Source organism: Glycomyces dulcitolivorans (assembly GCF_003265355.1).
GTDB lineage: Bacteria > Actinomycetota > Actinomycetes > Mycobacteriales > Micromonosporaceae > Glycomyces > Glycomyces dulcitolivorans.
This window is the reverse complement of record NZ_QFRW01000035.1, coordinates 24560-46308: the sequence shown is the minus strand read 5'-3', so window position 1 is coordinate 46308 and position 21749 is coordinate 24560. Positions and strand designations below refer to the sequence as shown.

The following is a 21749-nucleotide window of genomic DNA, read 5'->3' as shown; positions in this document are numbered from 1 at the left end:
CGAGGCGGTCCCCGGGAGCATCCAGGCGCGGCGCGATCTGTCGATCTCCTACAACAAGTTGGGTGATCTCGCTCAGGAGGCCGGGGATGCCGAGAATGCCAGTCGGTACGCAGGAAGTGCACTGGAGATTGCTAGGCTCGTGTGGGCCCAGGCGCCGGGCCATCGGGTCAGTGCGGAGCTCCTAGCCTTCACCTTGTACCGTCTGGCATCCATTGAGCAGGACGCTGCCGAGACTCTTCAACTCGAAGCCGCCGAGGCGCTGGAACCCTTCGCTACTGCTGGCACGTTGTCTGCCCTCGGGTTGCAGCTGTGGCAATGGGCTGCCGACGGCCAGTAACACCAATGGCTTTCGTCAGGCGCCCGCATAGGCGGAGTTGCCATCCGGGCGATGCTGGATTCGTTGACCCAATGGCTGCCGCCCAGGAGACGGCCAGGTGGGTGACGGCCGCTGGCACCTTGCCTGTCAGCGATCCTGTCCGGGCTGTGGAGATGAGGAGGTGGGTGTGCGCGGAGGTCGAGATTCAGGTGTTGGTTGCCGAGAACGCGGAGGCGTTTGTCGCTGTGGTTATCGAGCGAGCTCAGCATCCGGGGTGCGTGTCGAGAGGCTGCGGGCTATTGCTGCTCCTTGTTCAGGTGATGCCTTCGCTCGGTTAGGTACTCCGGGCCTCGCGGAGGATCCGCTTTATGGTGCTGACGTCAACCCCATAGTCGCGGGCGAGTTGGGCCTGGGGAATGCCGGTGGTGGCGTAGGTGTGGATGATGGCGTCTCGCTGGCTAGTCGTGAGGCGGTTTCTGGTGGCTTGGGGTCGGTTCGAGAATCCGTGGACGAGGCGTTTGATGGAGCGGGTGCTGATGCCGTATTTGGCGGCGAGTGTCTTCTGGGTGGTGCCGGTGTTGAAGGCGGCGATGAGGTCGTCTCGGTCGGTGGGGGAGAGGCGTTTGTCGAGCGTGCGCGGGGGTGCTGGTGGGTAGGCGACCTGGGGCTGGGTTTCGGGGGAGTTGGGGGCCACGGGCCCGGTTTGGGGGCCGCGGGTGGGCAACGGACCGGACAGACATTCGAGGAGGCCGTCTAGCTGGGGGTTTGGGTTCGAATAAGCGAGTGTTAGGCCGACAATGTATTGATAACTATGAATATGTTTCATCTTTGGGCAGTCGGTAATCGGCTGCCCAAACTTGCTGTTCAGGGGCCGGTAATCGGGTCGGTAACCGGCCTTCGGGGTCTGGTGTCGTGCAGTAGTCGACTACCCGATGTTCTTACCTTTTAGTTGTGCACCGTGGCGTGGTTCGCAGGGCCTCGTAGACCTGGCGTGGGTGCGCTCGACGGGTGGTGGGCCGCGCCGGCCCCTCGAGTCCGAGGTGGTGTGGCTGGAGTCCTCGGTCCTGACACATGCCGTGCACGATCGCCCACGCGAAAGGACGAGGGCCTTCGGCGGCCGTCAGCGCTGTCGGAGGGTGGGGCTACAGTTCGCAAGCCGATCGCTCTGCTCGACTCAGTTGGAAGTTCCGTCCATGCCTCTCACCACTCCCGCGCGGCCGTATGACGTTGCCGCGCTCTGGCCCGAGCTCGTGCCCCTGGCGCGCACGGCGGTGCGCCTGCATCCGCGCATCGGCGACCCGGCGACCGACCGGTCCTCGATTGGCGGCCCGCTGTGGTGGCCGGTCGAGGAGCCTTGGCCGACCTGCGACCGTGCGCACTCCTGGTACGACGTCGCGACCGTCGACGAGGCCGCCCGGTACCGGCAGGCTATGAAGACGGCCTGGGCGAGGACGAACGTGACCAGGAACGACCGGTTCACCCCCGAGGAGCGCGCGTTCTTGGACGGACTGCACGCCCCGGGCCGCAATCCGTGGGGTGCGACCGACCCTGAAGGACCGCAGGTCATGCTGCCGATCGCGCAGCTCTACTACCGCGATGTGCCCGGCCTTCCCTTCGGCAACGAGGTCGACCTGCTCCAAGTCCTGTGGTGCCCTTTCGACCATGAACCCGGTCAGTCCTGGCCGGACATCAGGTTGTTCTGGCGCAACAGCGGCGCCTTCACCGGCACCGCCACCCGGCCGCCGGGAACCACCGTGGCCGGATGCAAGGACTACGTTCCCCGGCCGTGCACCATCACCCCCGAGACGATCACCGACTACCCCGACTACGACCTGCTCCCCGCCGGCCTCCGCGCACGAATCGAGGACTGGGAAGGCGATGAGGACGCCAACGCCTACCGCGACAACGCGGTCGTCCCCGGCTGGAAGACCGGCGGCTGGGGTGCGCCCTGGGGCCTGTTCGAAGCCTTCGACGTCCGATGCCAGTGCGGTGCGCCCGCCCATCCGCTGCTGAACATCGCCATGGCCGAATGGGACCGCGAGACGGTGACACACTGGATGCCCGTCCAGGAGCGCCACCTGGTCGACGAACACGACCAGCACCGCGCCGATCCCGACCTCACCATCGGCCGCGGCTACGACCTCCAGATCTTCCACTGCGCCACCGACCCCGCACACCCACCCGTCACCATCATGATCTGAAGGCCCCGGCCGGCTCAACCACTTCGGGCCCCAAACGCAGCCGCAGCGGTGCCAGCCGCATCGTTCCCGCTTGGGGCAGTCGGTAATCAGCTGCCCAAACTTGCTGTTCACGGTAGGTAGCCGGGTTGGTGACCGGCTTCTCGTGCTTGGTGTCGTTCGGAAGTGGGTTACCCGATGCTGTTGTCTGGTAGCTGCGCTCTATGTCCTGGTTCGCCGAGACTGTGGATCCGGTATTCTGGCACCGCATCACCTCCTGTGGCAAGGCAGCGATTGCGCAGCCATGGAGAGGGTCTTCGGCAAGCGCTAGTGCTGTCGGTGCGCGGGGTTACAGTTCCCAAGCCCATCACTCTGCTCGACTTAGTTGGAAGTTCCGTCCATGCCGTTCACCTCTCCTGCCCGGCCGTATGATGTCGCCGAGCTCTGGCCTGAACTCGCGCCTCTCGCCCGCACTGCGATACGTCTGCATCCGCGCTGGGGCAGGCCGACTGCTGATCAGTCCTCCATCGGCGGGCCTTTGCTGTGGCCCGAGGACGAGTCGTGGCCTACCTGCGCCGCCCCGCACGAATGGGACGTGCTCGCCACCTTGGACGAAGTAGCCGAACACCGCCGCATCATGGCGAGGGCCTGGGGACCAGACGGCATGGGTCCGCTCAACTTCTCCACGGAGGACGAGGCCCGTCGTGATCTGATCAACGAAACACGAACCGACCGCACCCGACGGACCGAGGCCCTGACCGAGCCCGCGGCGCTCCTGCCCATCGCGCAGCTGTTCACCCGCGACGTCCCCGGGCTGCCGCTGCGCGACCGGTTCGACCTCCTCCAAGTGCTGTGGTGCCCTTTCGACCACGCGGAGGACTACCAGCCCGCAGTCCATTTGCGCTGGCGGAACACGGCAGATCAGCCCATGGTCGCCGCGTTCCCACCGGGGGACACCCTGGTGGGCTTCGAGAACTATGTCCCGAACCCCTGCACTGTCGCCCCGGAGTCGGTGATCGAGCACCCCGACTACGACCTCCTCCCTCCCGGCCTCGCCGACCGCATTCAGGAGCACGAACGCATCACCGACGACTTCTTCTATCGCGAGCTCGCGGTGGCTCCAGGCTGGAAAGTGGCCGGGCACGGCAGCTTGTGGATGCTGATCGACGGCTTCGAGGTGCGATGCGAGTGCGGCGCCGAAGCGAAGCCGCTGTTGAACGCTGCCTCCCGCAGGGCGGGCTCGGGTACCCCGCACTGGATACCGGTCGAGGACGGCGATCGAGTGGAGGACGCTGTCGAGATCGTCATCGGCCGCGGCGCCGACCTCCAGATCTTCCACTGCGGCACCGACCCGACCCATGCACCCGTGGTCGAAATGGTCTGACCAGGCCAGGGCTTAGAGCATGTCTCAGCTGGCGAGTTTCTTGTAGCAGGTGAGGGCTGCGGCGAGGGCGAGGAATGCGGCGAAGAGGTGTCCGTGGCGCTCGTATCGGAGGGTCAGGCGGCGATAGCCGCCGAGCCAGGCGATGGTGCGCTCGACAGCCCACCGGTGCTTCCCGAGCCTGGTCGAGGACTCGATGCCCCGGCGGGCGATCCGGTCGCCGATCCGGCGTTCGCGCAGCGTGCGGTGGCAATCGGGGATGTCGTAGGCCCTGTCCGCGTGAACTTTCCCGGGTTTGCGGCGTCGCGGCCCGCGCCGGGAGCGGATCTTCGGAATGCCCTGGATTAGCGGCTCGAAGGCTTGCGAATCATGCATGTTCGCGGCCGAGACGCCGAGCGCGAGCGGCAGACCGTCTCTGTCGGTGAGGACGTGGATCTTGCTGCCCGCCTTGCCGCGATCGACTGGGTTGGGGCCGGTCAGTGATCCCCCTTTTTAGCCCGCAGGCCTGCCGCATCCACGATCACTCTGGACCAGTCGATGTCGCCGGCGGCACCGAGCCGGTCGAGCACCGCCCGGTGGAGCTTGGCCCAGAGTCCGGCCGCGGACCACTCGGTGAAGCGCCGGTGCGCGGTCTGGTGCGAGACACTGAAAAGCGGCGGGAGGTGTCGCCAGGCGCAGCCGGTGGTCAGCACGAACACGATCGCGCCGAACACGGCCCGGTCATCGACTCGGGGGCTGCCACCGCCTTGGGGCCTCCTGGGAGCGGCTGGAACGAGTGGGCACGTAATTGCCCAAAGTCCGTCGGGCACCAGACGTTTCGCATATTCGGTCACCCCCAACTCGTACCAGGTCCCTTGGGCGCCAACTTTGAGCCAGGGCGGTCAGGGTCCAGCGATGTGATCCTGGGCGTTGGCGAGGTAGTCCTTGATCTGTTGCTCCCATGCGTAGATCTCCGTCTCGCGGTCGATGAGCTGTGCGACATAGAGTTCAGCCCACGCCTCCTCGGACCCGTCCCGCAGTCCCGAGGTCTCGGCGCACTGGGCGAAGTCCAGTGCCATCGCGAACTCGTACGCCTGCGGGTCATCGGCGTCTTCGGCCTCATCGTTCAATGGCGGGATCTCCGGTCCGCCCTCGCCATCAGGCACTGGGTCGTACAGCTGCTGAAGGTAGAACGCGGCCGGCAGCCAGCCGAGACTGTCGAACTCCCACTCCCCGTAGCCCAGGTCCTGGACGCAGAACAGGAAGTCCTGTTCCTGGTCGGCATACTGTGCCGACAGTTCCTCGTACACGGTGCCGTCGCCGACCCACGTCAGGGGCGTCTCGGGCAGCGGCCGGTGCCAGACGTCCTCACCATCGGTCTCGCGGTGCCCGGGGCCGTCGTAGACGATCTCGAGCGTCTCCAGCTCGCACCCGCCGAACGGCGGTTGGGGGCCGGGGTCGAACTCTGCGTCCGGGTCGGCCTCGAACGCCTCGTTCATCGCCTGGTTGTAGGCGAACCGCTCGGGCCCGTAGAACGCCTCTTCCCAGGCGTCCCGGTATTCCTGGTCTTGCGCCTGCCACTCCTGGTAGACGGTGTCCTCGGCCGGGTCGCTCCAGCCCATGTCGTCGGCGACGAACGCGAGATAGTCCGGATCGGTGCGCATCGCCTCGGCCGCAGGGGTCTCGGTGTGGAACACCCACTGCCCGAAGGCGAACTTCTCGGCCTGCTCGACGGTGGGGATGCGGCTGTACGGGGAGGCGAAGCCCTCGAACCGGTCGGGATACATGCTCCCGTGCAGCAGAAAAGGATGGTGGACCTCGAACCCTGCGTCCTCCATACAGCGTGCCGCGACACGGGCTTCGGCCTGCACGAGCTCCCAAGCCAGCTCGGAACCGTTGGTCAGGGACTGCTCGATCCGAGCGACGTCATCGCCGTCCACCTCCCGCCCCGGACCGGCGCAAGCGGCGAGGGCCATTGAGCCGACGAGCAGTGAGACCGCCATACGACGCATACGCTCACCGCCTTCCAAGAGGGGGTCAGAAACAGCAAACGCCACCCTACTCAAGCCCTGCTCGACACCATCGCCGAGCGGTGACGCACGAACCATCCAAGTAGCTCCCTCGCCACCAGAGACACGCTCTAAAGGCTGTCCCGTTATTGGTTGGGGAGCTGCTGATCACGGGGACGTGCGTAGCGGCTCGGTGTGGCTCAGGCGGTGCGGGCGAGATTGTGGAGGCGGGCGATGCCGCTCATCGCGATCGCGACGCCCTCGCCACGCAGCCGACAGTCCCGCAGGATTTTCCAGGTCTTCATCCGTGCGAACGCGTGCTCGACGCGGGCCCTGACCTGCCAGTGCGAGGCGTTGTGCTGCTCCTTCCAGGAGGGCAGGTCCTCGCCGGGTCGACGGCGGTGCGGGATGATCGCGGAACGGAAGCCCAGGACCATACCGACCGACGACAGGCTCTGAGCACGAGATCTGAAGCCGGACAACCCACTTGACGAGCAACAGACCAAGAGCCGCACCAGGCTTGACCGTGCCGCGAGGGCCGTTTCAGCGGTAGTCCTGCAGCCTGCGTCGCGCGGTCCACGTTGTTCGAATGCGGTCTGCACGCACGCTCTAGAAGTCACGCCCGGGGCGCCGCCTAACTGTCCTCACCGCCGCGTACCCAGGAGCGCCCGGTCGGAGCCGGACCGCGAGCGGCATTGTGCGCTTCGGCATCGAGCACGATCATCAGGTGTCGCAGTTCGAGCGGTCCCAGCATGTGGGTGCCAGGGCGCGAGACGACGACAGGTCCACGCGCTGGCCGCAGGCCGCCGCCGGTACACCGAGCGACGGCAAACCCGGCCACGTTCTCTTCCGCGACGTCGCCGGGTTCCGTGGCGTAGTACAGGAGAATGCCCCGACCGATACTCCGAGGCACGAGCGCGGGATGTCGATCCTTCAGGTATTGCGGCAGACTGGCGACATGAGAGATAGGCGAGACAAAGGTCGATTGCGTTGGTGGGGATGGATAGTCTTCGGAGCGGTCTTGGTGATCGTTGCTGCGGTGGCTGGGACATGGCGGCTGGTCGATCCGATGTCGATCGATGGCGACGCCGATAGGGTCAGCGCCATCCAGACGGTGTTCACCATCGGGTTCGGCTTCGGAGGTCTCGCCACACTCGCACTGTTCGCCCGCAGGCAGTGGCTGCAAGAACGCGAACATGAGCATGATCGGCAAGTCGCTGCCGACGCCCGGCACGATGCGGAGCAGAGGCGGATCACCGAGCAGTACATCCAGGCGGTTGCGCAGCTCGGCCACGACAAGGCGCCGGTCAGGTTGGGCGGACTGTATGGACTCGACCGTTTGGGACGCGATCATCCTGGGCAGCGGGAAAAGATTGCCGAAGTTTGGTGCGCTTACCTTCGACGTCGCTACTCCCCACCCACCGATATCCTCACGTGGCCCAACCCGGGCGCAGCAAACGAATCGGACCTCCCTGAGCCCGAGATCCAGGCCGAAGCTGAGGCCGCCGATGAGCTTGAGGTGCGATTGACTGCGCAGCGGTTGCTGGCCGAACACCTCAAGGACCCACGCCCAGAGAAGGCACGCGATGCTACGTCCCCCGCCGAGTCACCGGACTACTGGAATCTCAAAGAGGTCAACCTTGCCTGCGCAACGCTGATTGACCTCGACTTCAGCCATTGCCGACTGCCCACCCTCAAAGCCTCGAATGCTTGCTTCCACCGTCGCACCTCGTTCAGTAATGTGCATTTTGATGGCATCGTCGACCTCATTCGCGCCCGCTTCCACGGCCCCACCAGGTTCGACGGGACACATTTCCACAGCGATGCACTGTGCTCTGAGACACGATTCGATAGCCTTGCTGGATTTAGCGAAGCTCGCTTCGATGAGTTCGCCTGGTTCTCTGAGACACGATTCAATGGCGAGACCCTTTTCGACCAGGCGCGCTTCAACAATCGCACAATGTTCAACGGGGCTGAGTTCGGCAACTTCGCCAGCTTTGCCAAGGCCTATTTCGACATTGACGCCATGTTCGCCAAAGCAAAATTCGGCGTCTTCACCAACTTTGCTAGCACGCATTTCGGAGGTGACGCCTGGCTCGACCAGACGCGTTTCCATGGTGATGCACTGTTCACTGGAGCACACTTCGATCACTCAGCCCGGTTTGTCCAAGCTCGCTTCGACAAGCACGCCACATTCAGCGAGGTGCACTTCAACGACTTCGTAAACTTTAGTGCTTCACACTTCGGCAATGGCGCCAAGTTTGAAAAGACGCATTTCCATGGACCTGCATACTTCCGCGGTCTCCAATTCGGAGACGAGGCGATTTCCCCACAGATACAATTTGCAGGCGCAACAGTGCACTGCCTGGATTTCAAGGAATCTGAGCACATGTGGCCCGCTGGTTGGGTAACTGTGCCAGACGGAGCCACGTGGCGACTGGCGTGGACTCGCTTACGTCGAGCACATGCCGATACGTCCAAATTAGTAGCGATCCTCGCAGGATCGCCTATTTTCGCCGGGCTGTTCCTTCGATCTTCTGAACTTCGACTTCGGTCTGCCCCAGACGTCGAAATGGGTCGGTGACACCTCTGGCAAAGTCGTCGATCTGTTCCGGCTTCAAGGGAAACTTTCCAGAAATTACTTGATCTAGCATGTAATCGCGCAGTTGCTTTTGTACTTGAACTTGATGTTCGTAGTCGCTAGCTTGCGATCGGCCGATACTTCTTTGAGCGGTCCAGTCACGGACATGCTCCAAGCCCTTGAGGAGCGCGAGCAGGAGGGCTCCCCCCAGGAGGAATACCTCGAGTGGATTTGCATAGGCGATGCGCTCCACGTAGACATCACCGACGTGAGCCAACTGCTGGTCTCGTATGTAGCTGGCGATACCTTGCTCGATAACAGGTGATACCAAGTCTTCGGCGTAGACCCAGGGTACAACGGAGTCCTTGTGTAGAATGTCCGATAGAGCCAGTTCTTCCTTGCCCCATAGCCCTGGATCACGTAGGACGGCCTTCAGGGCTTCAGCCCTCACCGCACGTTCCTCAAGTTGGCCGCCAATCTGGCAAATAGCGTTGAGATCATCCAGTAGAGCACTGATAGTCCCTATTGGAGCGCCAGGGCCGAGATTGACTGTTACCGAGATACGCATGGAATTCGACATTCTGTAACCATAAGGGACGCCTTGAGCAGTGTCCTTGATTTGGTTTGGGGGGATCTTCCTCCCCGCTGGGCCGCCTTGAGACGGAGTGTGCGACCAAGGCTCATATTTCACATGCACCACGCTGTGCTGGTGCTCCCTGTCCTGCTCATCGAGCTCCCCGTCCAAGTAGAGGTGGACCTCCACGCCCGCCCTGGGCGCGGAAGTGGATGGAGCTCCCCTCCTAGCCGGGGGTGGACCGATCGGCGGCAGCAATACCTGTCGTGTCATTCGCGACTTGCAAGGCGTACCAGCTGAGAGTGCGGTGTGCGCACGGTCATGTCCGAGCCTCGCGCAGGATGCGTTTGATGGTGCTGACGTCGACGTTGTAGCTGAGGGCGAGTTCGGCTTGGGTGGTGCCGGTGGTGGCGTAGGTGTGAACGATAGTTTCTCGCTGGTCGGGGGTGAGGCGGTTGGCGGTGGCTTGGGGTCGGTTGGAGTTGCCGTGGGCGAGGCGTTTGACGCTTCGGATGCTGATGCCGTACTTGGTGGCGAGGTGCTGCTGGCTGGCGCCGGCGTTGAAGGCGGCGATCAACTCATCTCGGTCGGTGGGGGAGAGGCGCGCCCCGAGCGCTCGTGGGGGTGCTGGCGGGTAGGCGACCGAGGGCTCGGGGGAGTCGGGAGCCACGGGCCCGGTTTCGGGGCCGCGGTCGGGCAATGGTCCGGCTAGCCGTTCGAGGAGGCCGTCTAGCTGGGGGTTTGGGTTCGAATAAGCGAGTGTTAGGCCGACAGAACGGACACCGGGAGCATCGATGATGTTCCCGGTGTTTTCGTATGAGGATGGTGAGGTAGTGGCGCTCTCGGATTGCGGGTTTGCGTCACGGCAACCGGGCAGTCGCATCATGGCTACCCATTCGCCTGAGGGCTTCCGTAAGGAGCCGTACTTGGCGCTTCAGGCTGTGGCCCGCAGGGTCAGGCTGGCGCGACCGAGGGTCAAGGCTCCGCGAGTTCAAGTTGAGTTGGTTTGTCCAGGGTGGCGCGGCTAGTGCTTTGCGCTGCTCGGCTTGTTTCCGTCCGGTTGGTGCGGGATTTCCGTTCAATGTAGAAGGCGTGCTTCGAGTCTCGCGCCGGGAATGGGTTGCTCTGGCGTGGTTGACTTAGGACGGAGAGTCGTCTAATGTTCACCTTCGCCGCGTTCCCCACCCGCCGCGGTTCCCTCATAACTGAAAGCAACACCCTTGAGCACCTCACTCCCCATCAGCTCAGACGACGGCGATCGCCCCGGTGCCGGTCGAGCCGACTCTGTGCGCAAGCGCCGTTGGACGGCGCGCACGATCTCTCGTTCGATCGTGCTTTTCCTGCTTGCGGGCGTTGGCCTGTTCGCGGTCTCGACCTCGGCGTTCGCGTTGGACTGCACTGCAGGCAGCGGTACTGACTTCGACGGCGACGGACTCACTGACCTCGCTATCGGCGACCCTGATGCCACCGTCGGAAGCGCGAGTCGCTCCGGTCGGGTGCATATCGCCTACGGGGACGGGACCAAGCTGACGATCACGCAGGCCAACTTCGCCGACAACGATGCTGCGGCCGGGGACCGGTTCGGGCACGCGCTGGCCGCGACCGACTGGAACGGGGACGGCTGTACGGACCTCTTGGTGGGGACTCCGTTCGAGGACTGGTCGAACAACACGCTCGCTGATGCCGGCGTGGTGGTGTTCATTCCCGGCCACCCGGACGGGCTGAACACGGCGGGGGCGGTCACCTGGCCGCAGACGGCGTTCGCGAGCGCCGAAGGCAATGAGGCCGGCGACCAGTTCGGGTACTCCCTTGCGGCGGGCAAGATGAGCAACGGGACGCCCTACGTGCTGGCAGGGGCACCCGGCGAGATGGTCAGCGGCTTCGACAGCGCCGGTCTGGCGATGTACCGGACCCCGAGCGCGGGGGTGGCGATCCACCAGAACTCTGACGGCGTCGGCGGGAGCGCCGAAGCGGGCGACCTGTTCGGATACGCGGTGGCGGGCACGGAGACTCGGCTCGCGATCGGCAGCCCCGGTGAGTCCGGCGGTACCGCGCTGCGGGCGGGTTTCGTGCAGGTCTTCACTCAGAACGGGGCGACGACGGTGCCGCCGCAGCTCGGGAGTGCCGACCAGGGATCGGACCTCATTTCCGGCTCGGCCGAGACCGGCGACCTCATGGGATACTCGCTCGACATGGTGGACTACCGGCCGACCTCGACCACGACTGCGACGGTCCTGGCGGTATCGGCTCCTGGCGAGGACGGCACCACTGACGTCGACGGCGGCTGGGTGTTCGAGCTCGATGCTGCCGGTGCGGTCACCGAGCGGCTCGCCTTCGACCAGGACACCTCTGGGGTGGCCGGCGCGTTCGAGCCCGGTGACCTCTTCGGCGCATCGCTATCGGCGGTCAACCGCACCCCGGGCGCCGTCGTGACGTGGGACGACGTCCTACTGGCGGTCGGCAGCCCGGGCGAAGACGTCGGCACGGTCCGCCCGTACACCGATCGCGGCTGGGTGCAGGGCTTCTCCCTCATCGGCGCCCCGGGCGACCACGGCTTCGACCCCACCTCCGAGCTCAACGACGCAGGCGCGGACTGGCGCTCGGACATGCAGCTGGGCACCTGGATCTACGCCACCGTCAACCATTTGATGATCGCCGACCCACTGGCGGAGTCACCTGCGGTGTACGCCGTCCCCTGGAACGACCTGGTCTCCGACGGCGAAGACCCGGTCGCGGTGTACCGGCCCTCCGACTGGGGCGTCAGCGAAGCCACCGTCGGCTCATTCGGCTCCAGCATGATCTGACCGCCGCGGTCACCCTCGAACCTCGCCCCGCACCCCTTGCACGCCTAGAACGGAATACCGATGTCCTCCGCTCCCCGCCGCCCCGACCGGCCCCTGCCGCTGGCAGCCCGCGACCGTGCACGCCAGCTGACCCGCTGGTTCCACTACTCGGTCATGCTCTCGCTGGTGGCCGGCCTGATGGCATTCGCGCCCCTGCCGTTCAGCGCCGGCGACGGCTCGCTGCCGTGGTGGCCGTTCGGCGGGTCGTCCGAAGGGCCCCAGAGCGAGGAGGTCGATGTCGCCGCCGGTGACGGCACCGCCGACATGGAGGTCGACTGGGACACCGGCTTCCCCGGATCCGAGGAGGAGTCGGCCCCGGGCCAGGTGCAGTCCGAGCCGTTCGAGGCCGAACCGCAAACGGTCGCACTGGAGACCGAGACTGCGACCGTCCCCACCGGATACGTCGAGGGCGTCTCCCAGGAGCAGATCGCCGAGCGCACCGAGACGAGCACCGTCTACGCCAACCCGGACGGCACGAGCACGCTCCGGGTCTACCAGGCCCCGGCCTTCGTCGAAGAGAACGGCGCCTATGTGCCGATCGACCCCGACCTCGAACTCGGCGACGAGGACCGCTGGGTCCCCGAAGCCGCCGCCGACGTGTCCTTCGCAAAGAACGCCGATGAGAGCGACCTCATCCGTTTCGCCGCCGACGGCGCCGAGATCGCCTACGGCATGGCCGGAGCCGACGCGTCGGCAGCGGTCATCGACGGTCACCAGATCACCTACGAGGAGATCCTGCCTGCGACCGACATGCGGTTCAGCGTCGCCGGATGGGGCGCGAAAGCCGACATCATCCTCGCCGACGACAGCGCCGGAGCGACCTGGACGTTCCCGCTCGACCTCAACGGCGTGACCGCCGAAGTCGACGAAACCTCCGGGTCGGTCCTGTTCCTGAACGCCGCCGGCGAAGCCGTCGCCGCCGTCCCCGCGGGATTCGCCGAGGACGGCGACATCGACGAAATGACCGGCGAAGGCGACCGCACCTACGACCTCGACTACGAGATCATCGACTACAACGGCGGCACCGCCCTGCGAGTGAGCCTGGACGAGGCGTGGCTGGCTGACCCCGACCGCGTCTTCCCCATCACCGTCGACCCGACCCTCAGTAGCGCCAACGGCCTGACCTCAGGCGACACCTACGTCCAAAAGCCCTACACGAACAACTTCTCCGGCGAGGGCGAGATCAAGGTCGGGTACGTCGACGGCAACACCGCCGCGGGCCTGCTGAAGTTCAGCGACGCCATGAACGCCCTGGACAACAAGTACATCCGCGGCGTCACCCTGAGCCTGTACAACACCTACTCCTGGTCGTGCACCGCCAAAACGGTCAAGGTCTACCGCATCACCGAGTCCTGGCTGGCCGACTCGACGATGTCGTGGCCCGGACCCGCCTACGACTCCACCGCCCTGACCTCCAAGAGCTTCGCCCACGGCTACAACTCCAACTGCGGCGACGCCTGGGAGACGTTCACCCTCGACCCCTGGCAGGTGACCCAATGGGTCCACGACCAGGAATCCTTCTACGGCTTCCGCATCGAGGCCTCACGCACCGACGAGAAGGGCTACAAGCGGTTCGCGTCCCGCCAGACCTCCATCCCCGCGGCCGCGCCCTTCATGGACGTCGTCTACTCCGACCAGGGCGCCACCTACACCCTTCCCAATGGCGGCTTCACCACCGCGGTGACCGCCGCCCAGGCCGGCACCCTGCCCATCACCGTCACCAACTGGGGCTCGGCCACCTGGAAGGCCGGAACCGGCTACAACCTGCGCGTCAAGGTCCACGACCTCAACGGCAACGCCGTCCGCGCCAGCGAAGGACCCTTCTACGCCCCCAAGGACGTCGCCCCCCACGGCTCGGCCACCTTCACCGCCACCGTCGGCGCCCTCCCGCCCGGGCAGTACAAGCTCTCCATCTCCATGGCCGATCCCAGCGGCACCTGGTTCACCTCCTCGCCGTACTACCTGCCGGTCTCCTGGGCCAGATTCAATGTCGTCAACCTGCCCCCGCAGATCCTGGGCAACAGCCCCGGCGACGGCGCCACCATCGACGCCAACCAGCCGACACTGTGGGTGAAGTTCAACGACGTCGACTCCTCCGCGGCCAGCGCGCAGTACCGGTACAAGATCTGCACCGACCCCGTGGTCACCACCAGCGGTTGCCAGGAATCGGCCTGGCAGACGACGGCGGCCTGGAAGATCCCCGCGAACTTCCTCACCTGGGGCGACGCCGCCTACTGGTACGCCCAGGTCTCCGACGGCACCACCCCATCTGCCTGGACCCCCGCGATCGAGCTGACACCGCAACCGGCGCAACCGCCGGTCACCTCCCACCTGGCCGGTGCCGACGACGGTTCGACCGTCCCGGGCCTGAACCCCCAGATCGGCAACTTCACCCAGACCGTCACCGACGCCCAGATCACCGCGGTCGGCCCCGCGCTGGCGGCGCAGCGCACCTACAACTCGCAGGACCTGCGCACCGGCGGCGCCTTCGGTACCGGGTGGTCGACGCCGTGGGACCAGCGGCTGACCGTCGAAGCGACCGCGACCGTGCTGGTCGTCCTCGAATCGGGCCGCACGGTGCGGTTCGGCAAGAACCCCGACGGCACCTTCGCGTCGCCGCTGGGCGAGTCGATGCAGCTGGGCGCCATCTCGACCGGATACCGGTTGCGCGACAGCGGCGGTGAGACGCGAGAGTTCAACGCCAGCGGGCAGCTGGTGCGCATCACCGACGCGTTCGGCCGCTCCCAATCGCTGACCTACAACACCTCCGGGAAGCTCACCAAGGTCACCGACGACGCCTCCACCCGCTACCTCACGCTGGAATGGACCGGATCGCACGTCACCGCAGTCGTGGTGCCCGCGGCCCAGACCGGTGGCCAGTCCACGCGTTGGACCTACACCTACACCGGCGACCTGCTCACCAAGGTGTGCTCTCCGCTGTCGACCCTCGACTGCACCACCTACGAGTACGAGTCCACCTCGTTCTACGAAGCGGCAGTGCAGGACGCGAACCCGAAGGCCTACTACTCCTTCGACGACATCGCGATCGGCGCGAGCCTGGCGAACCGGGCGGCCGACGTCCAGGCCGAGTACGACGCCCGGACCACCGGCCTGCTCCACACCCCGGTCGGCGGCGGCCTCGCCTCCTCCGACGGGCGTGCACTCGACCTGGGCGCCAACCCCGTCAGCGTCGCCCAGCTGCCCGACAACCTCATGGGCGGCTCCATCACCGTCGGCATCGAGATGTGGTTCCGAGCCGAACCCGGCGAACGCGGCATCCTGTTCTCGATCCAGAAGTACGACGAGGGATCGACCGCCTCGGGCTGCAACAACCCACTGCTCTTCCTCGACACCACCGGCTATCTGCGCACCGGCTTCTGGATGAACTCCGGAACCCCCAAACAGCAGGAGCTCACCTCGACCGCCGCCGTCGACGACGGCAAATGGCACCACGTGGCGGTCACCTCCGCCGCCACCCAGCAGTGGCTCTACATCGACGGCGTGGCCGTCGACACCGAGTCCGGCCGCACCGTCGACCAGTACACCTGCGGGAAGGCCCTCGTCGGCAACGGCTGGGGCGACGAAGGCTGGCCGGGCATGCCCGCCGGCAAGGCCTACTACCCCTACTCCGGGGAACTGGACGACCTGTCGCTGTACACCCGGACGCTCACCTCCGAAGAAGTCGCGTTCCGCTACCAGGCCGGATTCGCCGGCACCTCCCGCATGACCAGCGTCGTCAACGACCAAGGCCATGCGGTCTGGGACATCGACTACGACCGCACCACCGGCCGAGTCGAAGCGCTCACCGACACCAACGGCGCCAGCTGGGACCTGTCCGAAGTCAACCTCGTCGACACCGACCGGCTGGTGACCCTGTCCTCCAGCTACGGCAAGAGCGAGGTCTACACCTACGACGCCGCCCACAACGGCCGCCTCGTCTCCCGCTCCGACGCGATCGGCACCGCCACCTGGGCGTACAACGAAGCCGGATTCGTCTCGGCCCAACAGGACGAAGTCGGCCTGGTCACCGAGTACACCACCGACGACAAGGGACGACGCACCTCGGTCAAGACCTGCCGCGCCGACGGCGACTGCTCGACCAGCTACACCACCTACCTCACCTCGACCGATCCGTTCAACCTCACCGACGGCCGCGTGGAGTCCGAACGCGACGGGCGCTCCACCTCGGCGACGGACAACACCTACGCGACCGGATACACCTACAACGCGCAGGGCCAACTCCTGACCACCACCTACCCCGGCTCGTCCACCAGCACCTCCAACCCGAGCGGCACGGTGGTCACCGCCTACACCTCGGGCACCGAAGAAGCGGTGGGCGGCGGCACCGTCCCGGCCGGCCTCACCAAGACCGTCACCGACGAGACCGGTACCGGCATCACCAAGTACTCCTACAACAAGGCCGGCGACCTCGTCGAGGTGCGATCCCCCTCAGGGCAGGTCACCCGCTACGGGTACGACCTCCTCGGCCGGCTCACTTCCACCCAGATCGGCTGGTACGTCAACAGCGTCCTCCAAGTGAGGGACACCGTGACCGAGACGCTGGATGCGGTCGGGCACACCCTGACCAGCACCGGCACCGCATTCACCAACCCCGTCACCGGCGAAGCGCACCAGCTCCAGCAGACCTATGCCTACGACCAGTACGGGCTCCTGGACAGCACCTCCTCTTGGGACACCGCCGACCCGCTCAAGGTCCGGACCACGAACTACGACTACGACGCCGCCGGGCGCCTGATCGCCACGCACTACCCCGACGGATCCACCGGCCTGCAACGCTGGAACGACGCCGGCCTGCTGGCCGCCGAGACCACCTCCACCGGACTCGAACTCACCTACACGTACGACCAACGCGGGCGCCTGCTCACCACCTCCGCGGTCGGTCCCGGCGTCGACCCGGCCGACCCGAACGCGACCGAACTGCTGTTGGAGTACCGCACCTACTACGACAACAACTGGAACGCCTCCACCACCGATGCGCTCGGGCGCACGACCTCCTGGGAGTACTGGGGCGACGGCACCGTCAAACGCGACCTCCACACCGCACCTAACGGCACAGAGACCGTCACCGCCCAGTACGAGTACGACAAGGCCGGCAACCCCGTCAAGGCCACCGACGCCGTAGGCACCGTCACCCAGACCGAGTTCAACGCCCGCAACTGGCCCACCACGATGACCGTCGACCCCACCGGGATCGCCGACGCCACGAGCTACACCTACGACAAGACCGGACGCACCACCGGCCTCACCTACAAGTACGGCAGCACCGCATACCGCACCGACACCTACACGTACACCGCCGCCGGCAGCGTCACCGCCACCTGGACCACTGCCCCCGCGGTCGAAGGCACCTGCCTCACCGACAGCGGCTTCTCCTGCGTGGTCACCAAGACCGCGAACACCTACAACAAGGAGGGCCTGCTCGCGACCGCCCAGACCGGCACCGACGGCGCCGAGACCTACACCTACAACACCCTCGGACAGGTCGAGACCGTCACCGGCGCGGCCCGCACCGTCTGGATCGACGGCGCGGACGAAGGCACCCTGTCACCGGTCACCACGTACGGCTACAACGCCTTCGGCGAACTCACCCACCTTGAGGACGCCGACGGCAACGTCACCGAGACCGAATACGACACCTCCGGTCGCCCGGTCAAGACCCTCCTGCCCGCCGGGACTGCCGCCGGCGCAAGCGGAGCGGTCACTCCCCAGATCCTCACCTCGTACCGGCCCGGCGGCCTGGTCGCCACCGAAGCCGACCCGCGCGGATCGGTCACCTCATACGAGTACGACCCCTACGGGCGCACCCTGAGCGTCACCAGTCCCGACCCGGACGGCAACGGGCCGCAGACGGCACCGGTCAGCTCATTCGAGTACGACCGCGCAGGGCAGATCATCGCGCAGACCGACGCCAACGGCGCGCTCACCACCGCCACCTACGACGCCTTCGGCCGCATCGCAACTGCCTCGGCCACCGAACGCACCGACACCGACCTGGCCTACTTCACCAGCAACTACACCTACGACAATGCCGGACAGCTCCTGACCGAGACCACCCCGGCGGGAGAGCAGACCACCTACACCTACGACGCGCTCGGCCGGACCAAGACCGTCACCGACCCCGCAGGAGTCACCACCTCCTACGCCCACTCAGCGGCCACCCAGACGACCGCCACATTCGCAGCCGGCGGCGACGGCATCGCCCGACGCCTGAAAACCATCACCGACGTCCTCGGCAACCCCGTCAAAGAGACCTCGGAAACCAACACCGGATCAGGCTGGGCGAGCGTCGAATGCGCCCAGAACCGCTACGACCTCTCCGGACGGACGACGGCCGCGACCACCATCGCCCGCCGCGTTTGCGCCGCACCCGACACCACCTACACCTACGACACCGCCGGCCACCTCACGACCACCACCGGCACCGTCTCTGGCACCAGCGCGATCACCGTCTCCCTCGGCTACGACCTTCTGGGCAACCAGACCCGCATGGTCGACGGCAACGGCAACACCACCGTCTACGGCTTCAACAACTGGGGCCTCCAGGACACGACCATCGAACCGGCCACCACCTCCGATCCCGATCTGGCCGACCGCACCTGGACCACCCTCTACGACATCGCCGGCAACGCCGTCGAGCAGCACCTCCCCGGCGGCGTCGTCCAGACCGCCGAATACGACCGCCTCGGCCGCAAGACCACCGAGTCCGGCACCGGCGCCGAAGCCGCCACCACCGTCAAGCACTACACCTGGGACGCGATCGGCAACCTCACCGGCTTCTCCTCCGACCTCGGCGACATCACCGTCGAATACAGCGACCGCGGCCTGATCACCGCGATCACCGGTGCTCAAGACGCCACGTACGAATACAACGCCGACGGCCAGCTCACCGAGCGAACCGACGCCGCCGGCACCACCAGCTTCACCTACACCGACGGCCGCCTCACCACGCTCTCGGACCCGGTCACCGACACCGTCCACACCTACCAGTGGCGCAGCGACGGTCAACTCGCCGGCATCACCTCCGGCGAAGCCACCCGCACCTTCACCTACACCGGGTACGGCAAGCTCGCGACCGACACCGTCAACACCGACGGCCAGTCGCGCTCCCTCGCATACGAATACGACGGCCAACTCCTCACCGAGAAGACCAGCACCGGCCTGCCCAACGAGGGAACCCAGACCTACGGCTACGACACCCAAGGGCGCCTGACCTCCTGGACCGACGCCACCGGGATCGAAACCACGTACACCTGGGACGCGGGCTCCAACCGCATCGCCACCAACCGGTGGGACACCGAATGCGGCGACCAAGCGGCCACCACCCGCCTCTACCTCTACGACGAACGCAACCGCCTCACCGAAGCCATGGACGGCCCCGTTCAATGCGTCGAGACCGGCGGCACCTGGCAGACCCAGACCACCACGCCCACCGTGGACGAGACCTGGACCTACACCGCCCGCGGCACCACCTCGACCCACGAAGACGCTGAAGGCGTCCAGACCGACTACGCCTTCGACGCCTTCGAACAACTCAAGACCGCAGCCGTCGACGGCCAGACCGGCACCAACCAATACGACGCCCTCGGCAGACTCATTGCCCGCAACGGCAACGCCACCTTCGCCTACGACGGCCTGACCAACAACCTCACCGCCACCCCCAGCGGCGGCGGCACCGACCGCATCGTCCGCGACCCGGCGGGCGGCATCATCACCCAATCCCAAGACGGCATCACCGGCCTGTCCTGGACCGACAACCACGGTGACCTCATCGCCGTCATCAACCCCACCACCGGAGACCTCATCGCTGGCGGCGGCCTCGACCCCTTCGGCAACCCCCTCCCCGACACCACCGACACCACCCTCACCTTCCAAGGCGGCTACACCGACCCCACCACCAAAGAAACCAACGCCCACGCCCGCTGGTACAACCCCGACACCGGCACCTTCACCACCCGCGACACCTGGCAACTCGCGCCAATCCCGATCACCCAGTCAAATCGCTTCCTTTACGGCAACGGATCGCCGGTCAGCTACAGCGACCCAAGCGGTCATGACGGGGAATTGACAACGATCATGAACGGACTGTTCCTGGCTGAGATTGCGGCAATGTCTGTCGGCTACGGCGTTGGCGTTGCGACGAACGAGTGTATTCGTGGTCGATGTGACAACTGGGGGCAGACTTCATATGACGCTGCGAATGATGCCTTCGGCAAAGTAACGGGCATTTATGCCAACGGCAGCGGAAAGAATCAGAGTTTCAACCGAGGAAAGTACCAGCCGCGAGGTTCGAACTGCAGGTGCGGTAATTTTGGAACGCTGGGCGATGAGAAAGGTGATGGTTCTGACTGGGGCTACGATCCTTGGGATCTGGATATCCCCGACTGGATTCCATTCATCCCTGTGCTGAACCTTCATGCCCTGAATACCCTTCCTGTGGGAACGGCATTGGCTGCGGCGGCTACGCTAACCGCAATTGATATTCTTGACGGCCTGATTATGAATAACGATGCAAACGCTGAAGAAAACTCGCAGGGCAATAAAATCGATGAGGCTGAAGAAACGAACGTCGTTCCTGCTGACGAACCCCCTTCTTATCCGGAGGACGAAAATGATGAAAGGTGTGACTCGCAGGACAGGTCACTGCGGTACCACTACGAACCGTTGGTGGATAACCGTGCCCAAGGGGTGGACGCGCTGATCTGCCCCAGTGACCTTAAGCCGACTCGTACTCCGCGTGACGATGGCGCAAGTGTCGACGTGCACGGGTTCCCTGAGGGGGGCGAGGACTCTCAAGGCGCCAGGTACCACCGATCGCATATCCTGGCTGATAAGTTCTACGGCGCATGGATCGAGGAGAACCTGTTCACCGGGGTCTGGCTGATGAATCAAGGCGCGATGAGGCGCTGCGAGAATCGGATAGTACAACAGCTGAAAGCAGGGAACTGGGTACAGTACAGTGGAGAACTCAATTACAACTCCAGTACAGGGATACCTGAAAGTATCACTATGACAACCTATACAGAGGATGGACTTTTGTTCCAAGAGACGATCATGAACAATGCTACGCAGCAGACGCCATGTCCGCGTTGATGAGGCTGGAGTCCGCTGTCCCCGCGATGGTGCAGTTTCGTGCTGCCGTACCGCGTCGGGTGGGCTGGGATGTGCTGCACGAAGACCTGGGTGCAGTGCTTCCTTCCGATTTCTGTGTTCTGGCGGAGGCGTATCCGGTACTGGTATTCGAAGATTTTCTTCGCCTTGAGCTGCCTCAGCCAGGGCGGGAGTCGTCGTACGTTGTCGCTCATCGACAAGCGGCCGAGATTCTCCAGGATTGGGGAGAGGAGGGTGACGCTGCAGGATATGTCCCTTTTCCAGAGCCCGGCGGGCTTCTGCTTTGGGGGTGGTCGTACTCAGGAGATTACTTCTATTGGCGAACAGAGTCGGAGTCCCCTGACGGCTGGCCGGTCGTGGTCATGGGGGCGAACGGTGACTGGTCGGAGTACGCGATGGGTGCCGTGGATTTCCTTGCCGCGGTGTACCGCAGAGACTTCACCATTCCGGGCATGCCTGGGAGTTTCCCGAGTGATAACCCCAACGTGGTAGCTCCCTGACCGTAACCTAACTCTCCTAGAGGGCATTTAGTCTCGAATCATGCCGCTTGGTCGGATTCGGCGATGGCTCCCCACGTGGGCGCTGACTGCCCTATAAGGCGTTTGCTCATCAGGCTGATCATTGACCAGGGGATCTGCGTCGCGGCTCGCCTGAAATGGGGTTCAATGTATCGCGAAGCGGCGATGGCGCCTTAACTTGCCGAGGTTCTGGTCAGCGGCGTTCTCCGGCTGATGCTGCGAGGGTCGCAACGATCGTTACG

Annotated in this window: 12 protein-coding genes and 1 pseudogene; 7 read left to right on the top strand and 6 right to left on the bottom strand. The window is 65.2% G+C overall.

Annotated elements, in window-relative coordinates:
* The coding region (locus DI269_RS01785; protein ID WP_157974703.1) for a hypothetical protein at nt 1-337 on the top strand (337 nt) is incomplete at its 5' end.
* Nucleotides 338-650: 313 nt separating this feature from the next.
* Here the strand turns inward: DI269_RS01785 and DI269_RS01775 are convergent.
* The gene (locus DI269_RS01775) at nt 651-1010 is read right to left on the bottom strand and encodes a sigma-70 family RNA polymerase sigma factor (RefSeq protein WP_112133433.1); all 360 of its coding nucleotides are present in this window, start codon (nt 1008-1010) and stop codon (nt 651-653) included.
* Between the two features lie 499 nt (nt 1011-1509).
* On the opposite strand from DI269_RS01775, the gene DI269_RS01770 reads away from it, so the two are divergent.
* Together DI269_RS01770 and DI269_RS01765 are read left to right on the top strand one after the other, a co-directional pair.
* Entirely contained in the window at nt 1510-2517 is a 1008-nt protein-coding gene (locus DI269_RS01770; RefSeq protein WP_112133432.1) for a hypothetical protein, read from the top strand.
* Nucleotides 2518-2893: 376 nt separating this feature from the next.
* Nucleotides 2894-3877: a hypothetical protein gene (locus DI269_RS01765; protein WP_157974702.1), complete on the top strand. Its 984-nt coding sequence runs from the start codon at nt 2894-2896 to the stop codon at nt 3875-3877.
* A 24-nt stretch (nt 3878-3901) separates the two neighbouring features.
* On the opposite strand, the gene DI269_RS01760 is transcribed toward DI269_RS01765, so the two are convergent.
* The 3 genes and pseudogenes from DI269_RS01760 to DI269_RS01750 all read right to left on the bottom strand — a co-directional run.
* A protein-coding gene (locus DI269_RS01760) for an IS5 family transposase (protein ID WP_408612254.1) occupies nt 3902-4713 on the bottom strand; the annotation gives its coding sequence in 2 pieces (ribosomal slippage) (nt 3902-4368 and nt 4368-4713; 813 coding nt in all).
* Between the two features lie 42 nt (nt 4714-4755).
* Nucleotides 4756-5856: a hypothetical protein gene (locus DI269_RS01755; protein ID WP_112133429.1), complete on the bottom strand. Its 1101-nt coding sequence runs from the start codon at nt 5854-5856 to the stop codon at nt 4756-4758.
* A 206-nt stretch (nt 5857-6062) separates the two neighbouring features.
* A pseudogene (locus tag DI269_RS01750) lies at nt 6063-6275 on the bottom strand (transposase family protein); the annotation flags it as partial.
* Between the two features lie 314 nt (nt 6276-6589).
* Here DI269_RS01750 and DI269_RS01745 point away from each other — a divergent pair.
* Nucleotides 6590-8446 (top strand): pentapeptide repeat-containing protein, encoded by a 1857-nt coding sequence (locus DI269_RS01745; protein WP_157974701.1) that lies wholly within the window; start codon nt 6590-6592, stop codon nt 8444-8446.
* On the opposite strand, the gene DI269_RS26690 is transcribed toward DI269_RS01745, so the two are convergent.
* Together DI269_RS26690 and DI269_RS01740 are read right to left on the bottom strand one after the other, a co-directional pair.
* Complete coding sequence (locus DI269_RS26690; protein WP_157974700.1) at nt 8370-9023, bottom strand: hypothetical protein; 654 nt, start codon at nt 9021-9023, stop codon at nt 8370-8372. The genes DI269_RS01745 and DI269_RS26690 overlap by 77 nt on opposite strands.
* Nucleotides 9024-9336: 313 nt before the next feature.
* Nucleotides 9337-9687 carry a sigma factor-like helix-turn-helix DNA-binding protein gene (locus DI269_RS01740; protein WP_157974699.1) on the bottom strand — a complete coding sequence of 117 codons (351 nt, stop codon included), beginning with the start codon at nt 9685-9687 and terminating at the stop codon, nt 9337-9339.
* 616 nt (nt 9688-10303) lie between these two features.
* Between DI269_RS01740 and DI269_RS01735 the strand changes: the two genes are divergently transcribed.
* From DI269_RS01735 to DI269_RS01725, 3 genes are read left to right on the top strand one after another with little or no spacing between them, the layout of a single operon-like run.
* Nucleotides 10304-11821 (top strand): VCBS repeat-containing protein, encoded by a 1518-nt coding sequence (locus tag DI269_RS01735; RefSeq protein WP_332871922.1) that lies wholly within the window; start codon nt 10304-10306, stop codon nt 11819-11821.
* A gap of 60 nt (nt 11822-11881) precedes the next feature.
* Nucleotides 11882-20971 carry a LamG-like jellyroll fold domain-containing protein gene (locus tag DI269_RS28520; protein ID WP_112133425.1) on the top strand — a complete coding sequence of 3030 codons (9090 nt, stop codon included), beginning with the start codon at nt 11882-11884 and terminating at the stop codon, nt 20969-20971.
* Entirely contained in the window at nt 20959-21489 is a 531-nt protein-coding gene (locus DI269_RS01725; protein ID WP_198667052.1) for a hypothetical protein, read from the top strand. Before DI269_RS28520 ends, DI269_RS01725 begins: the two co-directional genes overlap by 13 nt.
* Nucleotides 21490-21749 lie beyond the last annotated feature (260 nt).